General features: G+C 65.0%; 17 protein-coding genes. 3 read left to right on the top strand and 14 right to left on the bottom strand.

Annotated elements, in window-relative coordinates; genetic code table 11:
- Positions 1-9: 9 nt before the first annotated feature.
- The gene (locus IM760_RS00940; RefSeq protein WP_204426670.1) at positions 10-1,149 is read right to left on the bottom strand and encodes an alkane 1-monooxygenase; all 1,140 of its coding nucleotides are present in this window, start codon (positions 1,147-1,149) and stop codon (positions 10-12) included.
- Positions 1,150-1,372: 223 nt separating this feature from the next.
- Here IM760_RS00940 and IM760_RS00945 point away from each other — a divergent pair, with 223 nt between their 5' ends.
- Positions 1,373-4,498 carry a penicillin acylase family protein gene (locus tag IM760_RS00945; RefSeq protein ID WP_204426671.1) on the top strand — a complete coding sequence of 1,042 codons (3,126 nt, stop codon included), beginning with the start codon at positions 1,373-1,375 and terminating at the stop codon, positions 4,496-4,498.
- A gap of 143 nt (positions 4,499-4,641) precedes the next feature.
- Positions 4,642-5,619 (top strand): NADPH:quinone oxidoreductase family protein, encoded by a 978-nt coding sequence (locus tag IM760_RS00950; RefSeq protein WP_204426672.1) that lies wholly within the window; start codon positions 4,642-4,644, stop codon positions 5,617-5,619.
- A 60-nt stretch (positions 5,620-5,679) separates the two neighbouring features.
- Here the strand turns inward: IM760_RS00950 and IM760_RS00955 are convergent, their stop codons facing one another.
- The gene (locus IM760_RS00955) at positions 5,680-6,120 is read right to left on the bottom strand and encodes an acyl-CoA thioesterase (protein ID WP_204426673.1); all 441 of its coding nucleotides are present in this window, start codon (positions 6,118-6,120) and stop codon (positions 5,680-5,682) included.
- Positions 6,121-6,128: 8 nt separating this feature from the next.
- Positions 6,129-7,388, bottom strand: a complete 1,260-nt coding sequence (locus IM760_RS00960; protein WP_204426674.1) for an ABC transporter substrate-binding protein — start codon at positions 7,386-7,388, stop codon at positions 6,129-6,131.
- 214 nt (positions 7,389-7,602) lie between these two features.
- Here IM760_RS00960 and IM760_RS00965 point away from each other — a divergent pair, with 214 nt between their 5' ends.
- Entirely contained in the window at positions 7,603-9,213 is a 1,611-nt protein-coding gene (locus IM760_RS00965; protein ID WP_204426675.1) for a class I adenylate-forming enzyme family protein, read from the top strand.
- Positions 9,214-9,226: 13 nt separating this feature from the next.
- Here IM760_RS00965 and IM760_RS00970 read toward each other — a convergent pair whose 3' ends face one another.
- The 11 genes from IM760_RS00970 to atpE all read right to left on the bottom strand — a co-directional run bounded on the left by IM760_RS00970 (position 9,227) and on the right by atpE (position 20,147).
- Entirely contained in the window at positions 9,227-10,648 is a 1,422-nt protein-coding gene (locus IM760_RS00970) for a phospholipase D family protein (protein ID WP_204426676.1), read from the bottom strand.
- The gene (gene mscL / locus IM760_RS00975; RefSeq protein ID WP_204426677.1) at positions 10,645-11,085 is read right to left on the bottom strand and encodes a large conductance mechanosensitive channel protein MscL; all 441 of its coding nucleotides are present in this window, start codon (positions 11,083-11,085) and stop codon (positions 10,645-10,647) included. The genes IM760_RS00970 and mscL overlap by 4 nt, the downstream gene beginning before the upstream one ends.
- Positions 11,086-11,184: 99 nt before the next feature.
- Positions 11,185-13,017 (bottom strand): glutamine--fructose-6-phosphate transaminase (isomerizing), encoded by a 1,833-nt coding sequence (gene glmS, locus IM760_RS00980; RefSeq protein WP_204426678.1) that lies wholly within the window; start codon positions 13,015-13,017, stop codon positions 11,185-11,187.
- Positions 13,018-13,044: 27 nt separating this feature from the next.
- Positions 13,045-14,403 carry a bifunctional UDP-N-acetylglucosamine diphosphorylase/glucosamine-1-phosphate N-acetyltransferase GlmU gene (glmU, locus tag IM760_RS00985; protein ID WP_204426679.1) on the bottom strand — a complete coding sequence of 453 codons (1,359 nt, stop codon included), beginning with the start codon at positions 14,401-14,403 and terminating at the stop codon, positions 13,045-13,047.
- 109 nt (positions 14,404-14,512) lie between these two features.
- Positions 14,513-14,938, bottom strand: a complete 426-nt coding sequence (locus IM760_RS00990; protein ID WP_204426680.1) for a F0F1 ATP synthase subunit epsilon — start codon at positions 14,936-14,938, stop codon at positions 14,513-14,515.
- A 21-nt stretch (positions 14,939-14,959) separates the two neighbouring features.
- Positions 14,960-16,345, bottom strand: coding sequence for a F0F1 ATP synthase subunit beta (gene atpD / locus IM760_RS00995; RefSeq protein ID WP_204426681.1), 1,386 nt, complete (start codon positions 16,343-16,345; stop codon positions 14,960-14,962).
- Between the two features lie 50 nt (positions 16,346-16,395).
- Entirely contained in the window at positions 16,396-17,256 is an 861-nt protein-coding gene (gene atpG / locus IM760_RS01000) for a F0F1 ATP synthase subunit gamma (protein ID WP_204426682.1), read from the bottom strand.
- A 23-nt stretch (positions 17,257-17,279) separates the two neighbouring features.
- Complete coding sequence (atpA, locus tag IM760_RS01005; protein ID WP_204426683.1) at positions 17,280-18,824, bottom strand: F0F1 ATP synthase subunit alpha; 1,545 nt, start codon at positions 18,822-18,824, stop codon at positions 17,280-17,282.
- Positions 18,825-18,840: 16 nt separating this feature from the next.
- Positions 18,841-19,377, bottom strand: a complete 537-nt coding sequence (locus tag IM760_RS01010; protein ID WP_204426684.1) for a F0F1 ATP synthase subunit delta — start codon at positions 19,375-19,377, stop codon at positions 18,841-18,843.
- A 19-nt stretch (positions 19,378-19,396) separates the two neighbouring features.
- On the bottom strand, positions 19,397-19,867 hold the full coding sequence (locus IM760_RS01015) for a F0F1 ATP synthase subunit B (protein ID WP_204426685.1): 471 nt from the start codon (positions 19,865-19,867) through the stop codon (positions 19,397-19,399).
- 58 nt (positions 19,868-19,925) lie between these two features.
- Positions 19,926-20,147, bottom strand: a complete 222-nt coding sequence (gene atpE, locus IM760_RS01020; protein ID WP_138773561.1) for a F0F1 ATP synthase subunit C — start codon at positions 20,145-20,147, stop codon at positions 19,926-19,928.

Raw genomic sequence — 20,147 nt, forward strand, 5'->3', positions numbered from 1 at the left:
ATCGCGACTTCAGTCGCGATCCAGCTCCGGTTTGATATTGGCGCGGCTCATATCGCCGTGATAATGGGCCACCACCCGCGGATTCATCACCCGGAACCAGAGCGGCGGAATCCACGCCAGCAGGATCATGGAGGCGTAACCGCCGGGCAGTTGCGGCGATTCGTCGAAGTGGCGCAGGGACTGATAGCTGCGCGTCGGGTAGGCGTGGTGGTCGGAGTGCCGCTGCAACTGATAGAGAAAGATATTGGTCACGCGGCGGTTGGAGTTCCAGGAATGCTCCGGCCGGCAGCGCTCATAACGGCCATTGGCCCTGACCTCCCGCCGCAGGCCGTAGTGTTCCAGATAGTTGACCACTTCCAGAAGCTGCAACCCGAACAGACTCTGGATCACCAGGAACGGTAACACCGCCCAGCCCAACCAGAGCACCAGCCCGCCCCACAGCAGCACCGACAGGCCCCACGCCTGCAGATTGTCGTTGTTGGGGCTCCACACCGGTTCACCGCGCCGCTCCAGGCGTTGCTTCTCCAGGTGCCAGGCCGAGCGCAGGCTGCCGATCACGGTGCGCGGCAGAAACGCCCAGAACGTCTCGCCGAAGCGGGAGGAGGCCGGGTCCTCCGGCGTGGACACGCGCACATGGTGGCCCCGGTTGTGCTCCACGAAAAAGTGACCGTAGAACACCGGCGCCAGCGCCAGCTTGGCGAGCCATTTTTCCAGCGGGTCCGGTTTGTGGCCCAGCTCATGGCCGGTATTGATGGCGATGCCGGTGGCGCAGCCGGTGGAGATGGCCAGCCCCAGGTAGCTGTACCAGGCCAGGTCCCAGGTGGCCGCCACCCAGGCGGCGGCCAGGAAGGCGCCATAGAGCAGCGGCACCGACAGGTACACCGCCCAGCGGTAATAGCGGTCCGCCTCCAGATCGGCCACCCGCTCCTCCGGCGGGTTGGCGGTCTCCTCGCCGAGCAGCACGTCGAAAAGGGGGATCACCCCGAACACGAACAGAAAGCCGAACCACCACATCAGCGGCCAGCCGGTCTGGGCCACCAGCAAAATGGCGCCCACCGGCAGCAGCATGGTGAGCAGACTGAGCAGCCACCAATAGCGACGGCTGTCGTGCCATTCGGCCTGTGGGTCCTTGAGAGTCGCGGTGTTCATGGTTGTGCTCCTCGGTCCGCTGGTTGTTTTATATTCAATATCGACATCGCTTGATGTCAATATGAAAGCGGTTGCGCGGCGCCAGGACGCCGCCGCCCCGGGTATACCGATCGTTAGCGTTTCGCTGGAGTTTTGTAGCGGCGCCTCCCGCTTCTCGTACGTTCGTGCAAATCTGGTTGACCTTTCCGATCCTCCTTCCAAAACAACAAATCCGGAGGCGTTTATGAAATGCGCGAATGTGCTGTTCGGTCTGATGCTGGTGGGCGTGCTCACCGCCTGTGGCGGCGGTGGTGGCGGAGGCGGGGGCGACCCGGCCCCGGGCAACGACCCCACCCCCCAGGAACCGGAGCAGCCGGAAGAACCGGAGGAACCCGCCCTGCCGCAAGATCGGCCGGCGGCGGTGACGGCGCCCTTTGCCGATTACGGCCGGGTACTCAATATCCTGCCCCCCGGCCAGGACGATAACGGCGGCCTCAGCAACCTGGCCGCGGACGTCCCCGGCCTTTCCGATTTGATCAGCGGCGTGCTCGATGATCTGGTGGCGGAAACCGGCCTGGTGCCGGCGCTCAGCAAGGAACCCCACTTCGACGACCAGCTGGGGCTGTACGATGCCCTGGTGCGCAGCCCGGAGGGGCTCACCGACAACGACCTGACCGGCTACTTCAAGGCGGCGCCGCTGCGCGCGCCGGACGCCGGCGGCTGGGAAAGCGAGATCACCGTGGAGGGCGCCGGTCGGACCGTGACCATCAAGCGCGACGACTTCGGCGTGCCGCACATCTTCGGCGAGCAACGGGCGGACGCCCTGTTCGGCGTGGGCTATGTGACCGCCGCCGACCGGCTGTTCCTGCTCGACGTGCTGCGCCGGGCCGGGCGCGGCGAGCTGTCCCGGTTCCTGGGCCCGGCGGATTTCTCCTTTGACCAGGACATCGCCCTGGACGCCCCCTATCGGGAAGAGGACCGCACGCAACAGATCGCCAACGCGGTGGCCCGCTTCGGCGACGACGGCGCCCAGATTTACCAGGACGCCACCCATTTCGTGGACGGCCTCAACACCTACGTCACCAAGGTGCAGAGCGGCCTGCTGGAAGCACCCATCGAATACCTGGGTCTGGGCGTACAGCTGGAACCCTTCGTGATCGAGGACGTGGTCGCCATCGCCACCCTGATCCAGGGCATCTTCGCCGGCGGCGGCGGCAACGAGCAGGCCAACGTGCTGTTGTTGCAGGCGCTGCGGGAGGAAACCGGCTCCGATCAGGCGGCCTGCGACCTGTGGCGGGACCTGCGCCATGCCACCGACCCGGATTCCACGGTCACCACCGACCGCTCGTTCGCCACCCAGTCCCCGCCGGCCATCGACGAAGACCTGTGCCCGCTGTCCGGTGAACTGGCCGGGCGCTTCCCCGGCGCCGTGCTGTTCGACGCCGGCAGCTACCAGGATTACCGGCCGCTGACCACCGAACCCTGCGGGCGACCCGGCCAGGCCCAGTGCCCCACCGCCACCGGCAACCTGCCGGCGCTGCCCGGCACCGGCGTGGTCGGCGGCCTGCTGGAGTCGGTGGGCGAACTGCTCGGCGGCCTGCTGTCCCTGTCGTCCCTGGACGACGGCGAGATGGCGGCGCGCTGGGCGCGGGTGCGCATCGAAGCGGACAAGCTGTTCCGTCACCGGCCGCCGGCGACGGCGGTCCCCGGCGCGCTCAGCGACGAGCAGCGGCTGGCGATCCGCCAGCGGGTGGAACGACTGGCCACCGGCATCGCCGGCCTGCGCGACGGCTTCCCCAACGCCATCTCCAACGCCCTGCTGCTCACCGGTGAGCACAGCGCCAGCGGCCGGCCGCTGGCGGTGTTCGGCCCGCAGACCAGTTATTTCGTGCCGCAGCTGCTGCTGGAAATGGCGGTGCACGGCGGCGACATCAACACCCGTGGCATGACCTTCACCGGCCTGCCCTATGTGGTGATCGGCCGGGGCCCGGACTTCGCCTGGAGCGCCACCTCCGGCAGCTCCGACCTGACCGACGTGCGCGTGGTGTCGCGCTGCCAGCCCGCCGAGGCACCCGCCCACGGCGAGGGCGGCTATCGGGTGGGCGGCCAGTGCCGGCCGTTCGACGTGATCGAGGACGACTGGCCGGCGCGCTGGAATCTGGCCGTGCCCACCGACGATCCGTCCAGCATCGGCCAGAACTTCGCCGTGCACCGACGAGTGATCCGCACCGCCGAATACGGCCCGGTGATCGGCTTCGCCACCGTGGCCGGCCAGCCGGTGGCGCTGACCCGCCAGCGCAGTACCTATTTCGCCGAACTGGATACCGCCCTGCCGTTCATGCTCGCCACCCGCAATGACGTTCATGACGTGCGCAGCTTCCAGGAAGTGTTCAACTTCACCACCGGGAGCTTCAACTGGTTCTATATCGACGACCGCGACATCGCCTTCTTCCATTCCGGCCTGTATCCCCGGCGCGCCGCCGGCGTGCACCCGGAACTGCCGAGCTGGGGCAACGGCCAGTTCGACTGGACCGGCTTCCTGCCCCTGGAAGCCCACCCCAACGACGCCAACCCGGCCCGCGGCTATCTGGCCAGCTGGAACAACCGGCCGGCCCGGGACTGGTGGGCCGCCGACGCCAACGCCAGCTACGGCCCCACCCACCGCAACGACATGCTGGAGGTACGGCTGCGCGACCTGGTGGACCAGGGCGGCGTGACCCTGGCCAATCTGGTGGAGGCCATGGGCGACGCGGCGGTGGTGGATCTGCGCGGCCAGGAGGTGCTGCCCCGGGCCCTGGATCTGCTGGAGGACGGCGCCCTGACGCCGGAGCAGACCGAGGTGGTGACGCTGATGCGCGACTGGGTCGCCAACGGCGCCTTCCGGCGGGACCGGGACGGCGACGGTGCCTACGACGAGGAAGCGGCGGTGGCGCTGATGGACGCCTGGTACCCGCGCCTGATCGAGGCGCTGCTGCCTCAGCTCACCGCCATGGAGGACGTGGACGGCCGCGACCTGTCGCTGATGGAGCGTGACAACAAGCCCGGCGACATGGGTTCCGCCTACCAGAAAGGCTACTACGGCTATCTGGAACGGGTGCTGAAACAGGCCCTGGGCACCGCCGAGGCCCCCTACCGGGCCCTGCGCTGCGCCGACAGCGACCAGGCCGCCGCCTGCCGCGACGCCCTGGCCGGGAGCCTGACCCTGGCCCTGGACGACCTGGGCGGCCTGGCCGACCGGGACGCCTGGAACGTGGACGAAAGCGCCGACAACATCCAGCACCGCGCCATCGGCCTGTCCTCGGTGCCGGGCATCCACTGGCAGAACCGGCCCACCTTCCAGCAGGTGGTGGAGTTCACCAACCATCGATAGACCCTAACCGGCAAGCTGCAAGCCAGGAGGCTTGCAGCTTGCGGTTAATTCATTTCGTTCATGCCCTCTAATGAGCCTTATGCATTTGTTTAATTCCGGGCCCCGGTTTAGCGTGTTTGTCCCACATTATTCGGGAGAGACGCATGCGCGCCATTCTCTGCAAGGAACTGGGGCCGGCCGATAAGCTGGTCATCGAGGACGTGCCGTCACCGGAAGTGACCGGCAGCGGGGTCAAGGTGAAGGTGAAGGCCGCCGGTCTGAACTTCCCGGACACCCTGATCATCGAGGGCAAATACCAGATCAAACCGGAACTGCCGTTCTCCCCCGGTGGCGAAATGGCCGGCGAGATCGTCGAGGTGGGCCCGGACGTGAAGCACCTGAAGCCCGGCATGCGGGTCATGGGCCTGACCGGCTACGGCTCCTTCGCGGAAGAAATGGTGGTGGCGGAAAACCGGGTGATCCCGGTGCCCGACGCCATGAGCGATGAAACCGCCGCCGCCTTCAGCATGGTCTACGGCACCAGCTACCACGCCCTCAAGCAGCGCGCCAATATCCAGCCCGGGGAAACCCTGCTGGTGCTCGGCGCCAGCGGTGGCGTGGGCCTGGCCGCGGTGGAACTGGGCAAGGCCATGGGCGCCACCGTGATCGCCGCCGCCAGCACCGACGACAAGCTGCAGGTGGCCAAGGAAGCCGGCGCCGACGATCTGATCAACTACAGCGACGAGGACCTGAAGCAGGCCCTCAAGAGCCGCTACCCGAACGGCATCGACGTGATCTACGACCCGGTGGGCGACCGCTTCACCGAGCCGGCTCTGCGCAACATGGCCTGGAACGGCCGCTTCCTGATCGTCGGCTTCGCCGCCGGCGAGATCCCCAAGATCCCCGCCAACCTGGCGCTGCTCAAAGGTTGCAGCATCGTCGGCGTGTTCTGGGGCGCTTTCACTCAGCACGAACCGAAGGAACACATCCAGAACGTGAAGGAACTGATGCAGCTGTTCGCGGACGGCAAGATCAACCCGCGCGTCAGCGAGGTGTTCCCCTTCGAGCAGTATCAGGACGCCCTGGCGGCCCTGACCTCCCGCCGTGCCAAGGGCAAGGTGGTGCTCAAGGTCAGCGACTGAGCGCCGCCTTACGACCGGTCGCGGCCGAGGCGCAATAGCGCCCGGCCGCGATGGGCGGGCTCAGCCGCCGCTTTGATCGATGAGCACGCCCGGCGCGCCCTCCTCCAGGGTGGCGCGCAGGTCGTCGGGCACGCGCGTTTTCTCGAACGGTTCGGTGGTCATCATCACGTACACCACCTCCGCCCGGCACAACGGGGTGCCGTCGGCGACGCGCACCATTTCGTGCTCCAGCACGAACGAAGTGTTACCCACCTTCAGGGTCCGCACCCGCACATCGATGACGTCATCGAACAGGGCGCTGGCCTTCCATTCCAACGTCAACTTGACCACCTGATTGTCCAGGCCACGCGCCAGCAGCGCGGTGTAATCGCGGCCCAGGGCGCGCATGAATTCGGTCATGGCCAGGTCGACGTAGTCCGCGTAGCGGGCATTGAACACCACTTTCTGGGCGTCGCATTCGTTGTAGCGCACCCGCAGACGGAAGCGGAACGGATCGGTCATGAAAACTCCTATTGCAACTCAAGGGGCCGGTCGTGCCGTCGTCGCTCCGCGATCCACTGGTCGTGGGTGGGGGCGGCGGCGTCACCGGACAGGGTATTGATGATCTCGAAGAAATTCTGCCGGTAGGTGTCCTTCATCACCTGATCGCGGGACTTGATGCGCACCGCGTACACGCTCTGCACGTTCTGGTGATCGAAGCCCCGCCAGTACTGTTCGTCCTTGAGCAGGCTGTAGCGGTGGCCTTCCAGGGCGCGGCGTACCGAGGCGCTGTTGAAGCTGTTGGCCCGCTCCACCGCCTCCTTCCATTGATAGACGATACTGTAGGCGGACGCCGCCGAGGTCGAGGGCCGGGTCCGATAGCGCTCCGAGAAGCCTTCCACGAAACGCTGGCCGCGCGGGTAGTCGAATTCGTAGGGCACGTTCCAGGTCCAGGGCGCGGCACCGATCACGCCGGCCATGATGAACGGGCCGGTCTGCTCCACCATGCTCAGGGTCAGGTTGGGCACCACGATCTGCATGCGCTCGGGCAGTTTCATCTGCTGGGCGATGGTCATGCCCTGCACCATCTGCTCACCGAACAGCACCAGTACCAGCACCTTCGCGTCGCTGTCGGCGGCGGCTTTCACCGCTTCCTCGATCTGATGATAGCGGGCGCCCGGGAACGGCACCGACACCGACCGGTGCCGGTCGGTGTCGGTGGTATCGGTGAACTCGCGCATGGAGGCTTCGGTGGTGTGGCCCCAGGTGTAGTCGGCGGTGACATAGAAATAGGATTGATCCGCGTACTCGCGCTTCAGGTAGTCACCCAGCACCCGTGCCGCCATCCAGGCGCTGTAGCACTCGCGAAACATGTTCAGGTGACCGTCCTTGCCGGTGGTGTCGTTGGAATAGGTGAGCGTGCCGAAGTACAGCAGATCATGGCGCCGGGCCTGATCGCTGGCGGCGATGGCCACGCCGCTGGATGCGCCGCCGAACAGCATGGCCACGCCTTCGGCGGCCAGCTCGTCCACGTTGCGGCGGGCCCGGTCCGGCTGCGAGGCGGAGTCCCGGTCGACCAGCTCCAGGGGCCGGCCGAACAGGCCGCCGGCGTCGTTGATTTCCTCCACCGCCATCAGGGCGCCGCGCTTCTGCATCAACCCTTCTTCGCGGTATTCTCCGGTGTGCGGATAGTTGAGACCCAGCTTGATCGGCGTGGCCGCCTGGGCCGTCACGGCCAGGCCCGCCGCCAGCAGCGCCAGGGCCGCCCGGTTCCACCAATGCTTGATCATGGCTCCTTCCCCCCTTTGTTATTGTAGAGCGACGATTAGCATAGACCCTTACCGGGAGTTATTAGCCTTTGGTCGATTTTGCCCGCCATTTTGTGACCGGTCGGTATTGAGCCCGAACATACCGCAGAGTATGCTCACGACCCTAATTTAAAACAAAATTCCATTAAAGGCGCCCCTGTCCGGCCGTGACCGGGCGGAACGCCGGGAGAGTGCCATGACCTCGATCAGCGATGCCATGCCGGTGTACGCGCCGGCCCTGCCCGAAGACAGCTTTGTGTCGATTCCCGAACGTCTGCGGGAAATGGCGGCCCTGCAGCCGGACCATCCGGCGGTTTACGACGAGCAGGGCCGGCTCACCTGGCGGCAGTTCGTGGACGGCGTCAACCAGGTGGCCAATCGGCTGCGCGCCGCCGGTCTGCGGCGCGGCGACACGGTGGCCGGGCTGGCCGAGAACAGCGCCCGTTACCTGACGCTGTTCATGGGCACGCTGAGCGCCGGTGGCTGCATGGTGCCCCTGTCCGGCATGGCCGCTGGCGAGACCCTGGCGCTGATGGTCAACGACTGTGACGCCCGCTTCCTGTTCGTGTCCGCCAAGCACCGGGAGCTGATCGAGCCGCTGCTGGGCAGCCTCCACAACGTGGACCCGGCGCAGCGCGTGGCGCTGGATTTCCAGGCCGACGGCTGGCAGCCCTTCGAGAGCTGGCTGGGCGACGCCTCCAGCGAGGCACCGGACCATGTGCCCGGCCTGGACGACCCTTTCAACATCATCTACAGCTCCGGCACCACCGGCGTGCCCAAGGGCATCCTGCACGATCACCGCCTGCGCGCCCGTCATGTGGAACGGGGTGAGCGGCTGGGCTACAACCGGGACGCGGTGACCCTGGTGTCCACGCCGCTGTATTCCAACACCACCCTGGTGGCGGTGCTGCCGACCCTGTTCGGCGGCGGCACCATCGTCAGCATGGCCAAGTTCAACGCCCACCGTTTCCTGGAACTGGCCCAGGAGCACCGCGCCACCCACGCCATGCTGGTGCCGGTGCAGTATCAGCGGATTCTGGCGGAGCCGGATTTTGATCGCTTCGACCTGAGCAGCTTCAAGATGAAGTTCTCCACCAGCGCGCCGCTGCGCGGGCACGTGATCGCCGACGCCATGAAGCGCTGGCCGGGCAACATCATCGAGTTCTACGGCCTCACCGAGGGCGGTGTCACCACCACCCTGAACTGCGCCGACAACCCCACCAAATGGGACACCGTGGGCCAGGCCAGCCCGGGCTGCGAGCTGCGCATCATCGACGAGGACCTGAACGAAGTGCCGCCCGGTGAGATCGGCGAGATCGTCGGCCGCAGCGGCGCCATGATGCGCGGCTACTACAAGCGCGAGAGCAAGACCAACGAGCTGCTGTGGACCAGCCCGGAAGGCGAGGTGTTCTACCGCACCGGGGACATGGGCCGGCTCGACGAGGACGGCTTCCTGTCGGTGCTGGATCGGCGCAAGGACATGATCATTTCCGGCGGCTTCAATATCTACGCGGAGGATCTGGAGCGGGTGCTGCTCAAGGATCCGGAAGTGGCGGACGCGGCGGTGATCGCCATTCCCAGCGAGCAGTGGGGTGAGACGCCGCTGGGCCTGGTGGTACTGCGCAACGGCGGCGCCGGCGACCTGGACGCCATCCTGGCCCGCGCCAACGAGCAGCTCGGCAAGGGCCAGCGTCTGTCCGGTCTGGAGCGTCGCGACGAACTGCCGCGCAGCACCATCGGCAAGATTCTCAAGCGCGAGCTGCGCGACCCGTACTGGCAGAATCAGGCCCAGACCGAACGGGGCTGAAGCCCGGTTTCCGCTAGAGCAGGTTCTCGATCGGCAGCAGCCCGAAGAACCGCGACGCCAGCCAGCGGGCCTTGCTGACACGGGGCTCCCGGTGATAGCGCACCGGGCCCCGCTCGTCGCCGGCGCCCCATTCCAGCCGACCCTGGTCATCGAGGCCGACCCGGTAGCTGTTTTGCGGCGCCATGCCTTCCTCGATAAACGCCGCCACCCGGTGGGCCAGCGCCTCGGAATTCACGTAGTAGCCCATTTCCGTGTTCAGGTTCGCCGAGCGCGGGTCCAGGTTGAACGATCCGACGAACAGTTCGCGGCGGTCCAGCACCATGGCCTTGGTGTGCAGGGCGGACATGGAACGCCCCGGCTTCAGGCGGGCCAGATGCCGGCGGGCGCGGGCGTTGGGCTGCAGCTCGTGCACCTCGACGCCGGCCTTGACCAGGTCGCGCCGATAGTGGGCGTAGGCGGCGTGGGCGGCGATCACGTCGTTGGTGGCGAGCCCGTTGGTGAGCAGGGCGATGCGTCCGCCGTTGGCGTGCATGTCGCCCAGGGTGCGCACGAAATCGTCACCGGGGATGAAGTAGCCGGCTTCGATCAGGATTTCCCTGAGGGAACGGCGGCTGAGCAGTTCCGCCAGCTGGTCCCCCATCAGTCGCTGGGTAACGCCCTTGGCCTTGTCCGGCGTGTCGAACAACAGCGCCGCCGGGGCGGTGATCTGGCGGGCGTCCGCGTCACGCACGATCTGCTGGAAGCGAGCCGGGTCCTGTTCGTGGCGGTAGGGAAAGTCGTCCAGCGCCTGGCACCACTGATTCAACTCTTCCCACAGCCGATCCGCGTCATCCCGGGAGCGGCGTTTCAACGTGCGCAGATGCACGGTGACGTCACTGTTCCAGTAACTCTCGAACGCCGCGCGGGTTTCCTCGACGATGGGGCCCCGGGCGTACAGATCCAGATCCCGGAAGTTGGCCTCCGGGTGCACCCCGAAATAGTGGTCGGAGATATTGCGGCCACCGACGATGGCGTGCTCGCCGTCGGCGATCCAGGCCTTGTTGTGCATGCGGTGGTTGAGGCGCGGGGCGTGATAGAGCCACTGCAGGATGTGCTTGTAGCGGCCCCGGAACGGATTGAACAGGCGGATTTCCACATTGGGATGAGCATTGAGCGCCGCCCACTTCACGTCCCGGCCCAGCTGGTTGGCATGGTCCAGCAGCAGCCGCACGCGCACCCCGCGCCGGGCCGCTTCCAGGGCCCGGTAGACCAGCAGCTTGCCGATGCGGTCGTCGTCCCAGATGTAGTACTGCAGGTCCAGGGTCTTTTCCGCCAGCCGCGCGGTGGCGGCCCGCAGGGCGAAGGCTTCCTCGCTGTCGGGCAACAGGCAGAACCGGGATTGGCGAACCCGCGAGGTGGGCGCGTCGGCGCCTTCCTGATCGGCGCCGTCGCTCATGCCCGGGGCTTCAGGCTGTCGCGAATTTCTCGAAGCAGGATGATGTCTTCCGGGATCTCGGGGGTGGGCGGCGTGGACACCGGCGCCGCTTCCTCTTCCCTGCGCTTCATGCGGTTGAGGCCGCGCACCAGCAGGAAGGTGGCCCAGGCGACGATCAGAAAGCTGATCACGTTATTGATGAACAGGCCGTAGTTCAGGGTCACCGCGCCGGCGGCCTGGGCTTCCGCCAGGGTGGTAAAGCTGCCCTGGCCCTTGAGCACCACGAACAGATCCGCGAAATCCACGTCCGCCAGAAGCAGGCCGATGGGCGGCATCAGCACGTCGGACACCAGGCTTTTGACGATGGTGGTGAAGGCACCGCCGATGATGATGCCCACGGCCATGTCCACCACGTTGCCACGCACCGCGAATTCGCGGAATTCCTTCATGATCGCCATATCGTTCCCTTTATGGTTCAGGGCCCGGGCCGGGCCAGAAATCATCTTAGCCCGGATGGCGCTGTCGGCAAATCGCGCTCACGAAAACAACGTAAACGATTACTCCACGGTCACCGATTTGGCCAGGTTGCGGGGCTGGTCCACGTCGGTGCCGCGCAGCACCGCCACATGGTAGCTGAGCAGCTGCAGCGGCACGGTGTAGACGATGGGCGCGATGCTCTCGGGCACCGCCGGCAGGTGCAGCACATGAATGCCCTCGCCATCGGCCACCCGGGCGTTTTTGTCGGCGAACAGATACAGCTCGCCGCCCCGGGCGCGCACTTCCTGCAGGTTGGACTTGAGCTTTTCCAGCAGTTCGTCGTTCGGCGCCACCGCCACCACCGGCATTTCCTTGTCCACCAGGGCCAGGGGGCCGTGCTTGAGCTCACCGGCCGGGTAGGCTTCCGCGTGGATATAGGAAATTTCCTTGAGCTTGAGCGCTCCTTCCATGGCCACCGGGAACTGCACGCCCCGGCCCAGGAACAGGGTGTGATGCTTTTCCACGAAGGCGCGGGACAGCGCTTCGATGGGCTTGTCCAGGGCGGTGGCCTGCTCCAGCAGATTGGGCAGCTGGCGCAGTTCGCTCAGGATCTGCTCGATGCGCTCATCGCTCAGGCCGTGACGGCGGCCCAGCGCCAGTACCAGCATCATCAGGCCGGCCAGCTGGGTGGTGAACGCCTTGGTGGAGGCGACGCCGATTTCCGGGCCGGCCTTGGTCAGGAAGGTCAGTTCCGATTCACGGACCAGGGAGGAACCGTCCACGTTGCAGATCGCCAGGCGACCCACATAGTTGTCCGAACCGGTGTCGCGCAGCGCCGCCAGGGTGTCGGCGGTTTCGCCGCTCTGGGAGATGGTCACGAACAGGGTGCCCTCCGGCACCACGTGCTGGCGGTAGCGGAATTCGCTGGCCACCTCCACCTGGCACGGGATGCCGGCCAGGGCTTCCAGCCAGTAACGGGCCACCATGCCGGCGTGGTAACTGGTGCCGCAGGCCACGATCTGCACCGACCGTACCCGGTCGAAGATGGTCCGGGCCGCCTCGCCGAAGGCGGCGCTGACCGCATCCGGTGAATCGATGCGGTCCTGCAGGGTGCGCTGGATGGCCGCCGGCTGCTCGAAGATTTCCTTCTGCATGAAGTGGCGGTACTCGCCTTTCTCCACGTCTTCGTGGGCGCCGTCGAACTCGTGCACCGCCCGCTCCACCGGCTCGCCGTGGCGGTCGAAGACGCGCACCTGGTCGGTGGTCAGTTCCACCAGGTCGCCTTCGTCCAGAAAGATGAAGCGGTTGGTCACCGGCAGCAGGGCAAGCTGGTCGGAGGCCACGTAGTTCTCGTCGATGCCCAGGCCCACCACCAGCGGCGAGCCGGAGCGCACCGCCACCAGCCGGTCCGGTTCACGTTGATCCACCACGCCCAGGGCGTAGGCGCCGTGCAGTTGCTTGACCGCTTTTTGCAGGGCGCGCCGCAGGTCGCCGCCGCTTTCTCCCAGGGTGCGGTGCAGCAGATGGGCGACCACCTCGGTGTCGGTCTGGCTCTGGAAGTGGTAGCCGTCCTGTTCCAGCTCGTCCTTGAGCTCCTGGAAGTTCTCGATGATGCCGTTGTGCACCACCGCCAGGCCGTCACCGGAGAGGTGCGGGTGGGCGTTTTCCTCGGACGGCCGGCCATGGGTGGCCCAGCGGGTGTGGGCGATGCCCAGGAAGCCGGCGGTGTTCTGCTCGTGGACCGCCTCTTCCAGGGCGGCCACCTTGCCCTGGCGGCGCACCCGCTGCAGGCCCTCGCCGTTGATCACGGCCACCCCGGCGCTGTCGTAGCCCCGGTATTCCAGGCGCTTGAGGCCGGTGATCAGAATATTGGTGACGTTACGATGGGCGATGGCGCCGACGATTCCACACATGGCTGTTTCCTTTTTCCAATCACCGAACTACTTCTTGGCCGGTCGCGGCCAGTTCTCGATATTGCGCTGCTGGCCACGGGCCACCGCCAAACCGTTGTCCGGCACGTCCTTGGTGACCACGCTGCCCGCGCCGACGGTGGCATTCTCGCCGATGGTCACCGGCGCCACCAGGGAAGAATTGGAGCCGATGAAGACACCGTCCTTCATCACGGTCTGGAATTTATTGACCCCGTCGTAGTTGCAGGTGATGGTGCCCGCGCCCACGTTGACGCCCTTGCCAATACGGCTGTCGCCGATATAGGTGAGGTGATTGACCTTGGAACCCTCGCCGATGCGCGCCTTCTTGGTCTCCACAAAGTTGCCGATGCGCGCCTTCGCCGCCAGTTCGGTGCCCGGACGCAACCGGGCGAAGGGCCCCACGTTGCAGCCTTCACCGACCACCGCGCCGTCGATCACCGAATTTGCCTCGATCACCGCGCCGGCGGCGATGTCCGCGTCACGGATCACGCAGTTGGGACCGATGCGCACCCCATCGCCCAGGGTCACCTTGCCTTCCAGCACCACGTTCACGTCGATGGTCACATCGGTGCCGGTGCTCACCGCGCCGCGGATATCCAGACGCGCGGGGTCGAGCAGCGTCACTCCACCGCGCATCAGCGCTTCCGCGCGCACCCGCTGATAGACCCGTTCCAGGCGTGCCAGTTGCACCCGGTCGTTGACGCCGTCCACTTCCCAGGCGTGCCGCGGCTGCTCGGTGACCACCTCCATGCCGGCGTCCACCGCCATGGCGATCAGATCGGTGAGGTAGTATTCGCCCTGGGCGTTGCGGTTGGAGAGCCTGGGCAGGCTGTCGTTGAGGAACCGACGACTGCAGGCGAGGATGCCGGTGTTGATCTCGCGGATGCGCTTCTCGTCGTCGCTGGCGTCCTTCTGCTCGACAATGCGCGTCACCTGGCCCTGGGCGTCGCGCACGATGCGCCCGTAGCCGGCCGGGTCCTCCAGCTCCAGGGTCATCAGCGCCAGGCTGCGGTCGTTGACCCGCGCCACGAAGTCGCGCAGCGTCTCCGGACGGATCAGCGGCACATCACCATACAGCACCAGCACCACGTCCTCGTTCAGGTGGGGCAGGGCCTGGGCCACCGCGTGCCCGGTGCCGAGCTGCTCGGCCTGTTCCGCCCAGCGCAGCCGCTCGCCGCTGACCGCCTCGCGCACCCGCTCGCCGCCGTGGCCGTACACCAGCACGGTATTGGCCGGCGACAACGCTGCCGCGGCGTCCACCACATGCTGCACCATGGGCCGGCCGGCGATCGGGTGAAGCACCTTCGGCAACGCCGATTTCATGCGGGTGCCTTTGCCCGCGGCCAGAATCACAACCGCCAGAGTCATATCCTTCGATCCTCGAAATTGTCGTCCTGATTAGGGTGGGGGCCCCTTATCAAACAAAAAGGGGCGGCTCCAAGCCACCCCTTTTCGTAATCCGGCCGTTCACGGTGTGTTACCGCTTGGCCATCTTCTTGATCTGTTCGATGGTGCGCAGGCGCGCGGTGGCTTCGGCCAGGGCCGCGGCGGCGCGGGTGTAGTCCATCTCCGCGCTCTTGCCTTCCAGGGCATCCTTGGCGTGCTGCTTGGCGCGCTCGGCGTCCGCCTCGTCCATGTCCTGGGCGCGCTCGGCGGTGTCCGCCAGCACGGTGACCAGTTTGGGCTGCACTTCCAGGAAGCCGCCGGACACGTAGAACACGATCTCTTCGCCGTTCTGGGTTTTCACCCGTACCGGGCCGGGCTTGAGGCGGGTCAGCAGCGGGGCGTGACCGGGCATCACGCCCAGGTCACCTTCCACGCCGGCGGCCACTACCATTTCCACCAGGCCGGAGTACAGCTGTCTTTCGGCACTAACAATGTCGCAATGCACGGTCATCGCCATTTGGGTTCCTCCCCGTGCAGGTTACTTGTCACCGCGTTTGTTGTAGGCCTCTACAACTTCGTCGATGGAGCCCTTCATGTAGAAGTCCTGCTCGGGGATGTGGTCATAGTCACCGTTCAGGATACCCTGGAAGGAGCGGATCGTCTCCTTCAGCGGCACGTATTTGCCCGGTGAGCCGGTGAACACTTCCGCCACGAAGAACGGCTGGGACAGGAAGCGCTCGATTTTCCGGGCGCGGGACACGGTGGTCTTGTCTTCCTCGGACAGCTCGTCCATGCCCAGGATCGCGATGATGTCCTTGAGCTCCTTGTAGCGCTGCAGCACGGTTTGCACGCCGCGGGCCGCTTCGTAGTGCTCATGGCCGATCACCAGCGGATCCAGCTGGCGGGAGGTGGAGTCCAGCGGGTCGATCGCCGGGTAGATACCCTTGGAGGCGATGTCCCGGCTCAGTACCACGGTGGCGTCCAGGTGGGCGAAGGTGGTGGCCGGGGACGGGTCGGTCAAGTCATCCGCGGGCACGTACACGGCCTGTACGGAGGTAATGGAACCGGTCTTGGTGGAGGTGATCCGTTCCTGCAGAACGCCCATCTCTTCCGCCAGGGTCGGCTGGTAACCCACCGCGGACGGCATACGGCCGAGCAGCGCGGATACTTCGGTACCGGCCAGGGTGTAACGGTAGATGTTGTCCACGAAGAACAGTACGTCGCGGCCTTCGTCCCGGAACTTCTCGGCCATGGTCAGACCGGTCAGCGCCACGCGCAGACGGTTACCCGGCGGCTCGTTCATCTGACCGTAAACCAGGGACACCTTGTCCAGTACGTTGGAGTCCTTCATCTCGTGGTAGAAGTCGTTACCCTCACGGGTACGCTCGCCCACGCCGGCGAACACGGAGAAGCCGGAGTGCTCGATGGCGATGTTCCGGATCAGCTCCATCATGTTCACGGTCTTGCCCACGCCGGCGCCGCCGAACAGGCCGACCTTACCGCCTTTGGCGAACGGGCAAACCAGGTCGATCACCTTGATGCCGGTTTCCAGCAGTTCGTTGGAGGCTGCCTGATCCGCGTATGAGGGCGCTTCGCGGTGAATGGACATGCGCTCGTCTTCACCGATGGGGCCCGCTTCGTCGATCGGGCGACCCAGCACGTCCATGATCCGGCCCAGGGTCTTGGTGCCCACCGGTACCTGAATCGGCTCGTGAGTATCGGTCACTTGGAGGCCCCGCTTGAGACCTTCGGTGGAACCCATGGCAATGGTGCGCACCACGCCGTCGCCCAGCTGCTGCTGCACTTCCAGGGTGGTTTCGGTACCGTCCACGGTGAGTGCGTCATACACCTTGGGCACGGACTCGCGCGGGAATTCGACGTCGATCACAGCACCGATGATCTGAACAATACGACCGCTACTCATGCTTGCATCCTCTTAACTTGCGTTTCTCGCCGCTTGCTTTTCGCACACCCTTAAACAGCGGCGGCACCACCAACGATTTCGGAAATTTCCTGCGTAATGGCAGCCTGGCGCGCCTTGTTGTACACCAGTTGGAGATCGTTGATGATCTCGCCGGCATTGTCGCTGGCGGCTTTCATCGCCACCATCCGCGCGGCCTGTTCGCAGGCATTGTTCTCAACCACACCCTGATACACCTGGGACTCGATGAACCGCACCAGCAGCTCGTCGAGCAGCTCCTTGGGCGCGGGCTCATAGATGTAGTCCCAGTGACGCTTGAGCTCGTCGTCCTCGCCCGGCTCCAGCGGCAGCAGGCGGATGGTTTTCGGCTTCTGCGTCATGGTGTTCACGAATTCGTTGTACACGATGTACAGACGATCGATCTCACCGTTTTCGTAGGCGTCCAGCATCACCTTGATGGACCCGATCAGGTCGTTCAGGTGAGGCGTGTCGCCAAGGCCGCTGACCGAGGCCTCGACCTTGCCGCCGACACTCCGGAAAAAGGCCAGCCCTTTGGAACCCACCACGCAGTGCTGGACCTTGGCGCCCTTCTCTTCCCACTCGCGGGCACTTTTCACCACGCTTTTCAGCAGGTTCACGTTCAGGCCACCGGCCAGACCCCGGTCCGAGGTCACGACGATGTAGCCGACGTTCTTGACGTCCCGTTCCTGCAGGTAGATGTGCCGGTATTCCAGATCAGCATTGGCAAGATGGGCCACCACCTGACGCATGCGCGTGGCGTAAGGCTTGCTCGCCTCCATACGCTCCTGCGCTTTACGCATCTTGCTGGCCGCCACCATTTCCATCGCACGGGTAATCTTCTTCGTGCTCTGGACGCTGGCGATCTTGCCCTTGATCTCTTTACCGCTAGCCATAGGACTGATCCTTTCTCAGCGAATTACCAGGTTTGGGTGGCCTTGAACTGCTCGATGGCCTCCTTGATGCCGGCCTCGATCTCGTCGTTGTAGTCACCCTTCTCGTTGATGCGGTCCATCAACGCTTTCTGTTCGCTGTTCATGTAATCCAGCAGTGCCGACTCGAAGGAACCGATCTTGTCGATCTCGATACCTTTCAGGTAGCGGTTGTTGGCGGCGTAGAGAACCACGCCCATTTCCGCCACGGACATCGGGCTGTACTGTTTCTGCTTCATCAGTTCGGTCACGGCCTGGCCGTGCTCGAGCTGCTCGCGGGTGGCTTCGTCCAGGTCGGAGGCGAACTGGGCGAACGCCGCCAGTTCCCGGTACTGAGCCAGGGCCAGACGAATACCGCCGCCGAGCTTCTTGATGATCTTGGTCTGGGCGGCGCCACCTACACGGGATACCGACACACCGGCGTTCATCGCCGGACGGATACCGGAGTTGAACAGGCTGGTTTCCAGGAAGATCTGACCGTCGGTGATCGAGATCACGTTGGTCGGTACGAAGGCGGAGACGTCACCGGCCTGGGTTTCAATGATCGGCAGCGCGGTCAGGGAACCGGTTTTGCCTTTCACTTCGCCATTGGTGAAGTTCTCGACGAATTCCTCGTTCACCTTGGCGGCGCGTTCCAGCAGACGGGAGTGCAGGTAGAACACGTCACCCGGGTAAGCTTCGCGGCCCGGCGGGCGGCGCAGCAGCAGGGAGATCTGGCGGTAGGCCCAGGCCTGCTTGGTGAGGTCGTCATAAACGATCAGGGCGTCTTCGCCGCGATCGCGGAAATATTCACCCATGGTGCAGCCGGCGAAGGGCGCCAGGAACTGCATGGAAGCCGGGTCGGAGGCGGAGGCGGCAACGATGATGGTGTTGTCCATGGCGCCGTGCTCTTCGAGCTTGCGCACCACGCCCGCGATGGTGGACTGCTTCTGGCCGATGGCCACGTAGATACACTTAATACCAGAATCTTTCTGGTTGATGATGGCATCCACGGCGACAGCGGTCTTACCGATCTGACGGTCACCGATGATCAGCTCGCGCTGGCCGCGGCCGATCGGGGTCATCGCATCGATGGATTTGAAGCCGGTCTGCACCGGTTCGTTCACCTCACGGCGCCAGATAACGCCGGGGGCCACTTTTTCCACCGCGTCGGTGAGGTCGGTTTTCACCGGGCCCTTGCCGTCCACCGGGTTACCCAGGGCGTCGACCACGCGGCCGAGCAGCTCGGGGCCCACCGGCACTTCCAGAATGCGGCCGGTGCACTTCACCTTCTGACCTTCGGCCAGGCCCAGGTAGTCGCCGAGTACCACGGCGCCAACGGAATCCTGCTCCAGGTTGAGGGCCATGCCGTAGATGCCGCCCTCAAACTCGATCATCTCGCCGAACATCACGTCGGCCAGACCATGAATGCGCACGATACCGTCGGATACGGATACCACCGTACCCTCGTTCCGTGCCTCGGTGGAGGTATCAAGTTTCGCGATGCGCGACTTGATAATCTCGCTGATTTCGGACGGGTTGAGTTGCTGCATCTCTAATCCCTCAAACTCAAGAGTTCAGTTGCTCGGCGAGGCGGGAAAGCCGGCCGCGCACACTGCCATCAATTACCGTATCGCCGGCTCGTACCAGCACGCCACCAATGAGTGACTCGTCCACGGAGGTGGACACCTGCACGTCCCGGCCCAAGCGCTCCTTGAGCGCCGCCACCAGCTTTTCGGTTTCGGCGTCTTCCAGCTCGAACGCGGCGATCAGTTCCACATCGGTGATGCGCTGATCGGCGGCCAGCAGTTCGTGGAACAACGCGCGAATGGTGGGCAACAAATTCAGACGTTTGTTGGCCGCCAGCTGGGCGATGAAGTTGCGGGCGCCTTCACTGAGCTCGTCACCGCAGACCTGAATAAAGGCTTCGGCCTGCTGGGCACGATCCAGCTCGGGCTGGTCCAGATAGGCGCGCACGGTGGCGTCCTGCGCCACGGTCGCCGCCAGATCCAGCATCTGTTCCCACTCCGCCAGGCCGTTGTTTTCCTTCGCGAAAAGGAACGCGGCTTTGGCGTAGGGACGTGCGATGGTGGTCAATTCAGCCATGGGGTGCCATCCGTATCACTCAGAGTTGAGCCGCCAGTTCGTCGAGCAGCTGCTTGTGACTGTCGCGATTTACCTCGCGGGCCAGCACTTTCTCGGCACCGCTCAATGCAAGGGCGGATACCTCTTTACGCAGCTCTTCGCGAGCACGGTTGATTTCCTGATCGATCTCGGACTGGGCCTTGGCGATCAGGCGCTCACCTTCGGTACGAGCCTGATCCTTGGCTTCCTCGACGATCTGATTGGCGCGCCGGTTGGCCTGCTCAATGATCTCGGAGGCCTTGTCCTTGGCATCCTTCAGATTGGCGGAGGCTTTTTCCTGCGCCAGCTCCAGATCCCGTTCGGCGCGGTCAGCGGCGCTCAAACCTTCGGCGATCTTCTGTTTGCGCTCGTCCAGGGCCCGGGAAATGGGCGGCCAGACAAACTTCATGCAGAAGAAAACGAACAGAGCGAACCAGATGGCCTGGCCAATTAGTGTCGCATTAATGTTCATGCCAACACCTCAGCATTACGTAGATTTCCCTGAACCGGGGCTCGGTTTGAATCGCGTCTTACAGGAAAATCAGCAGGAAGGCGATGGCGATACCGATAATCGGCACGGCGTCCAGCAGGCCCGCGATGATGAACATGCGGGTTTGCAGCATCGGACCCAGTTCCGGTTGACGTGCCACGGATTCCAGGAAACGACCGCCCATCAGACCAAAACCGATACCGGCGCCGATACCCGCCATGCCAGCAACCAGCGCCGCCGCGAGAAGGTTTACATCTTCCAT

The sequence above is a fragment of the Alloalcanivorax marinus genome (assembly GCF_016906305.1).
GTDB classification, from domain to species: domain Bacteria; phylum Pseudomonadota; class Gammaproteobacteria; order Pseudomonadales; family Alcanivoracaceae; genus Alloalcanivorax; species Alloalcanivorax marinus.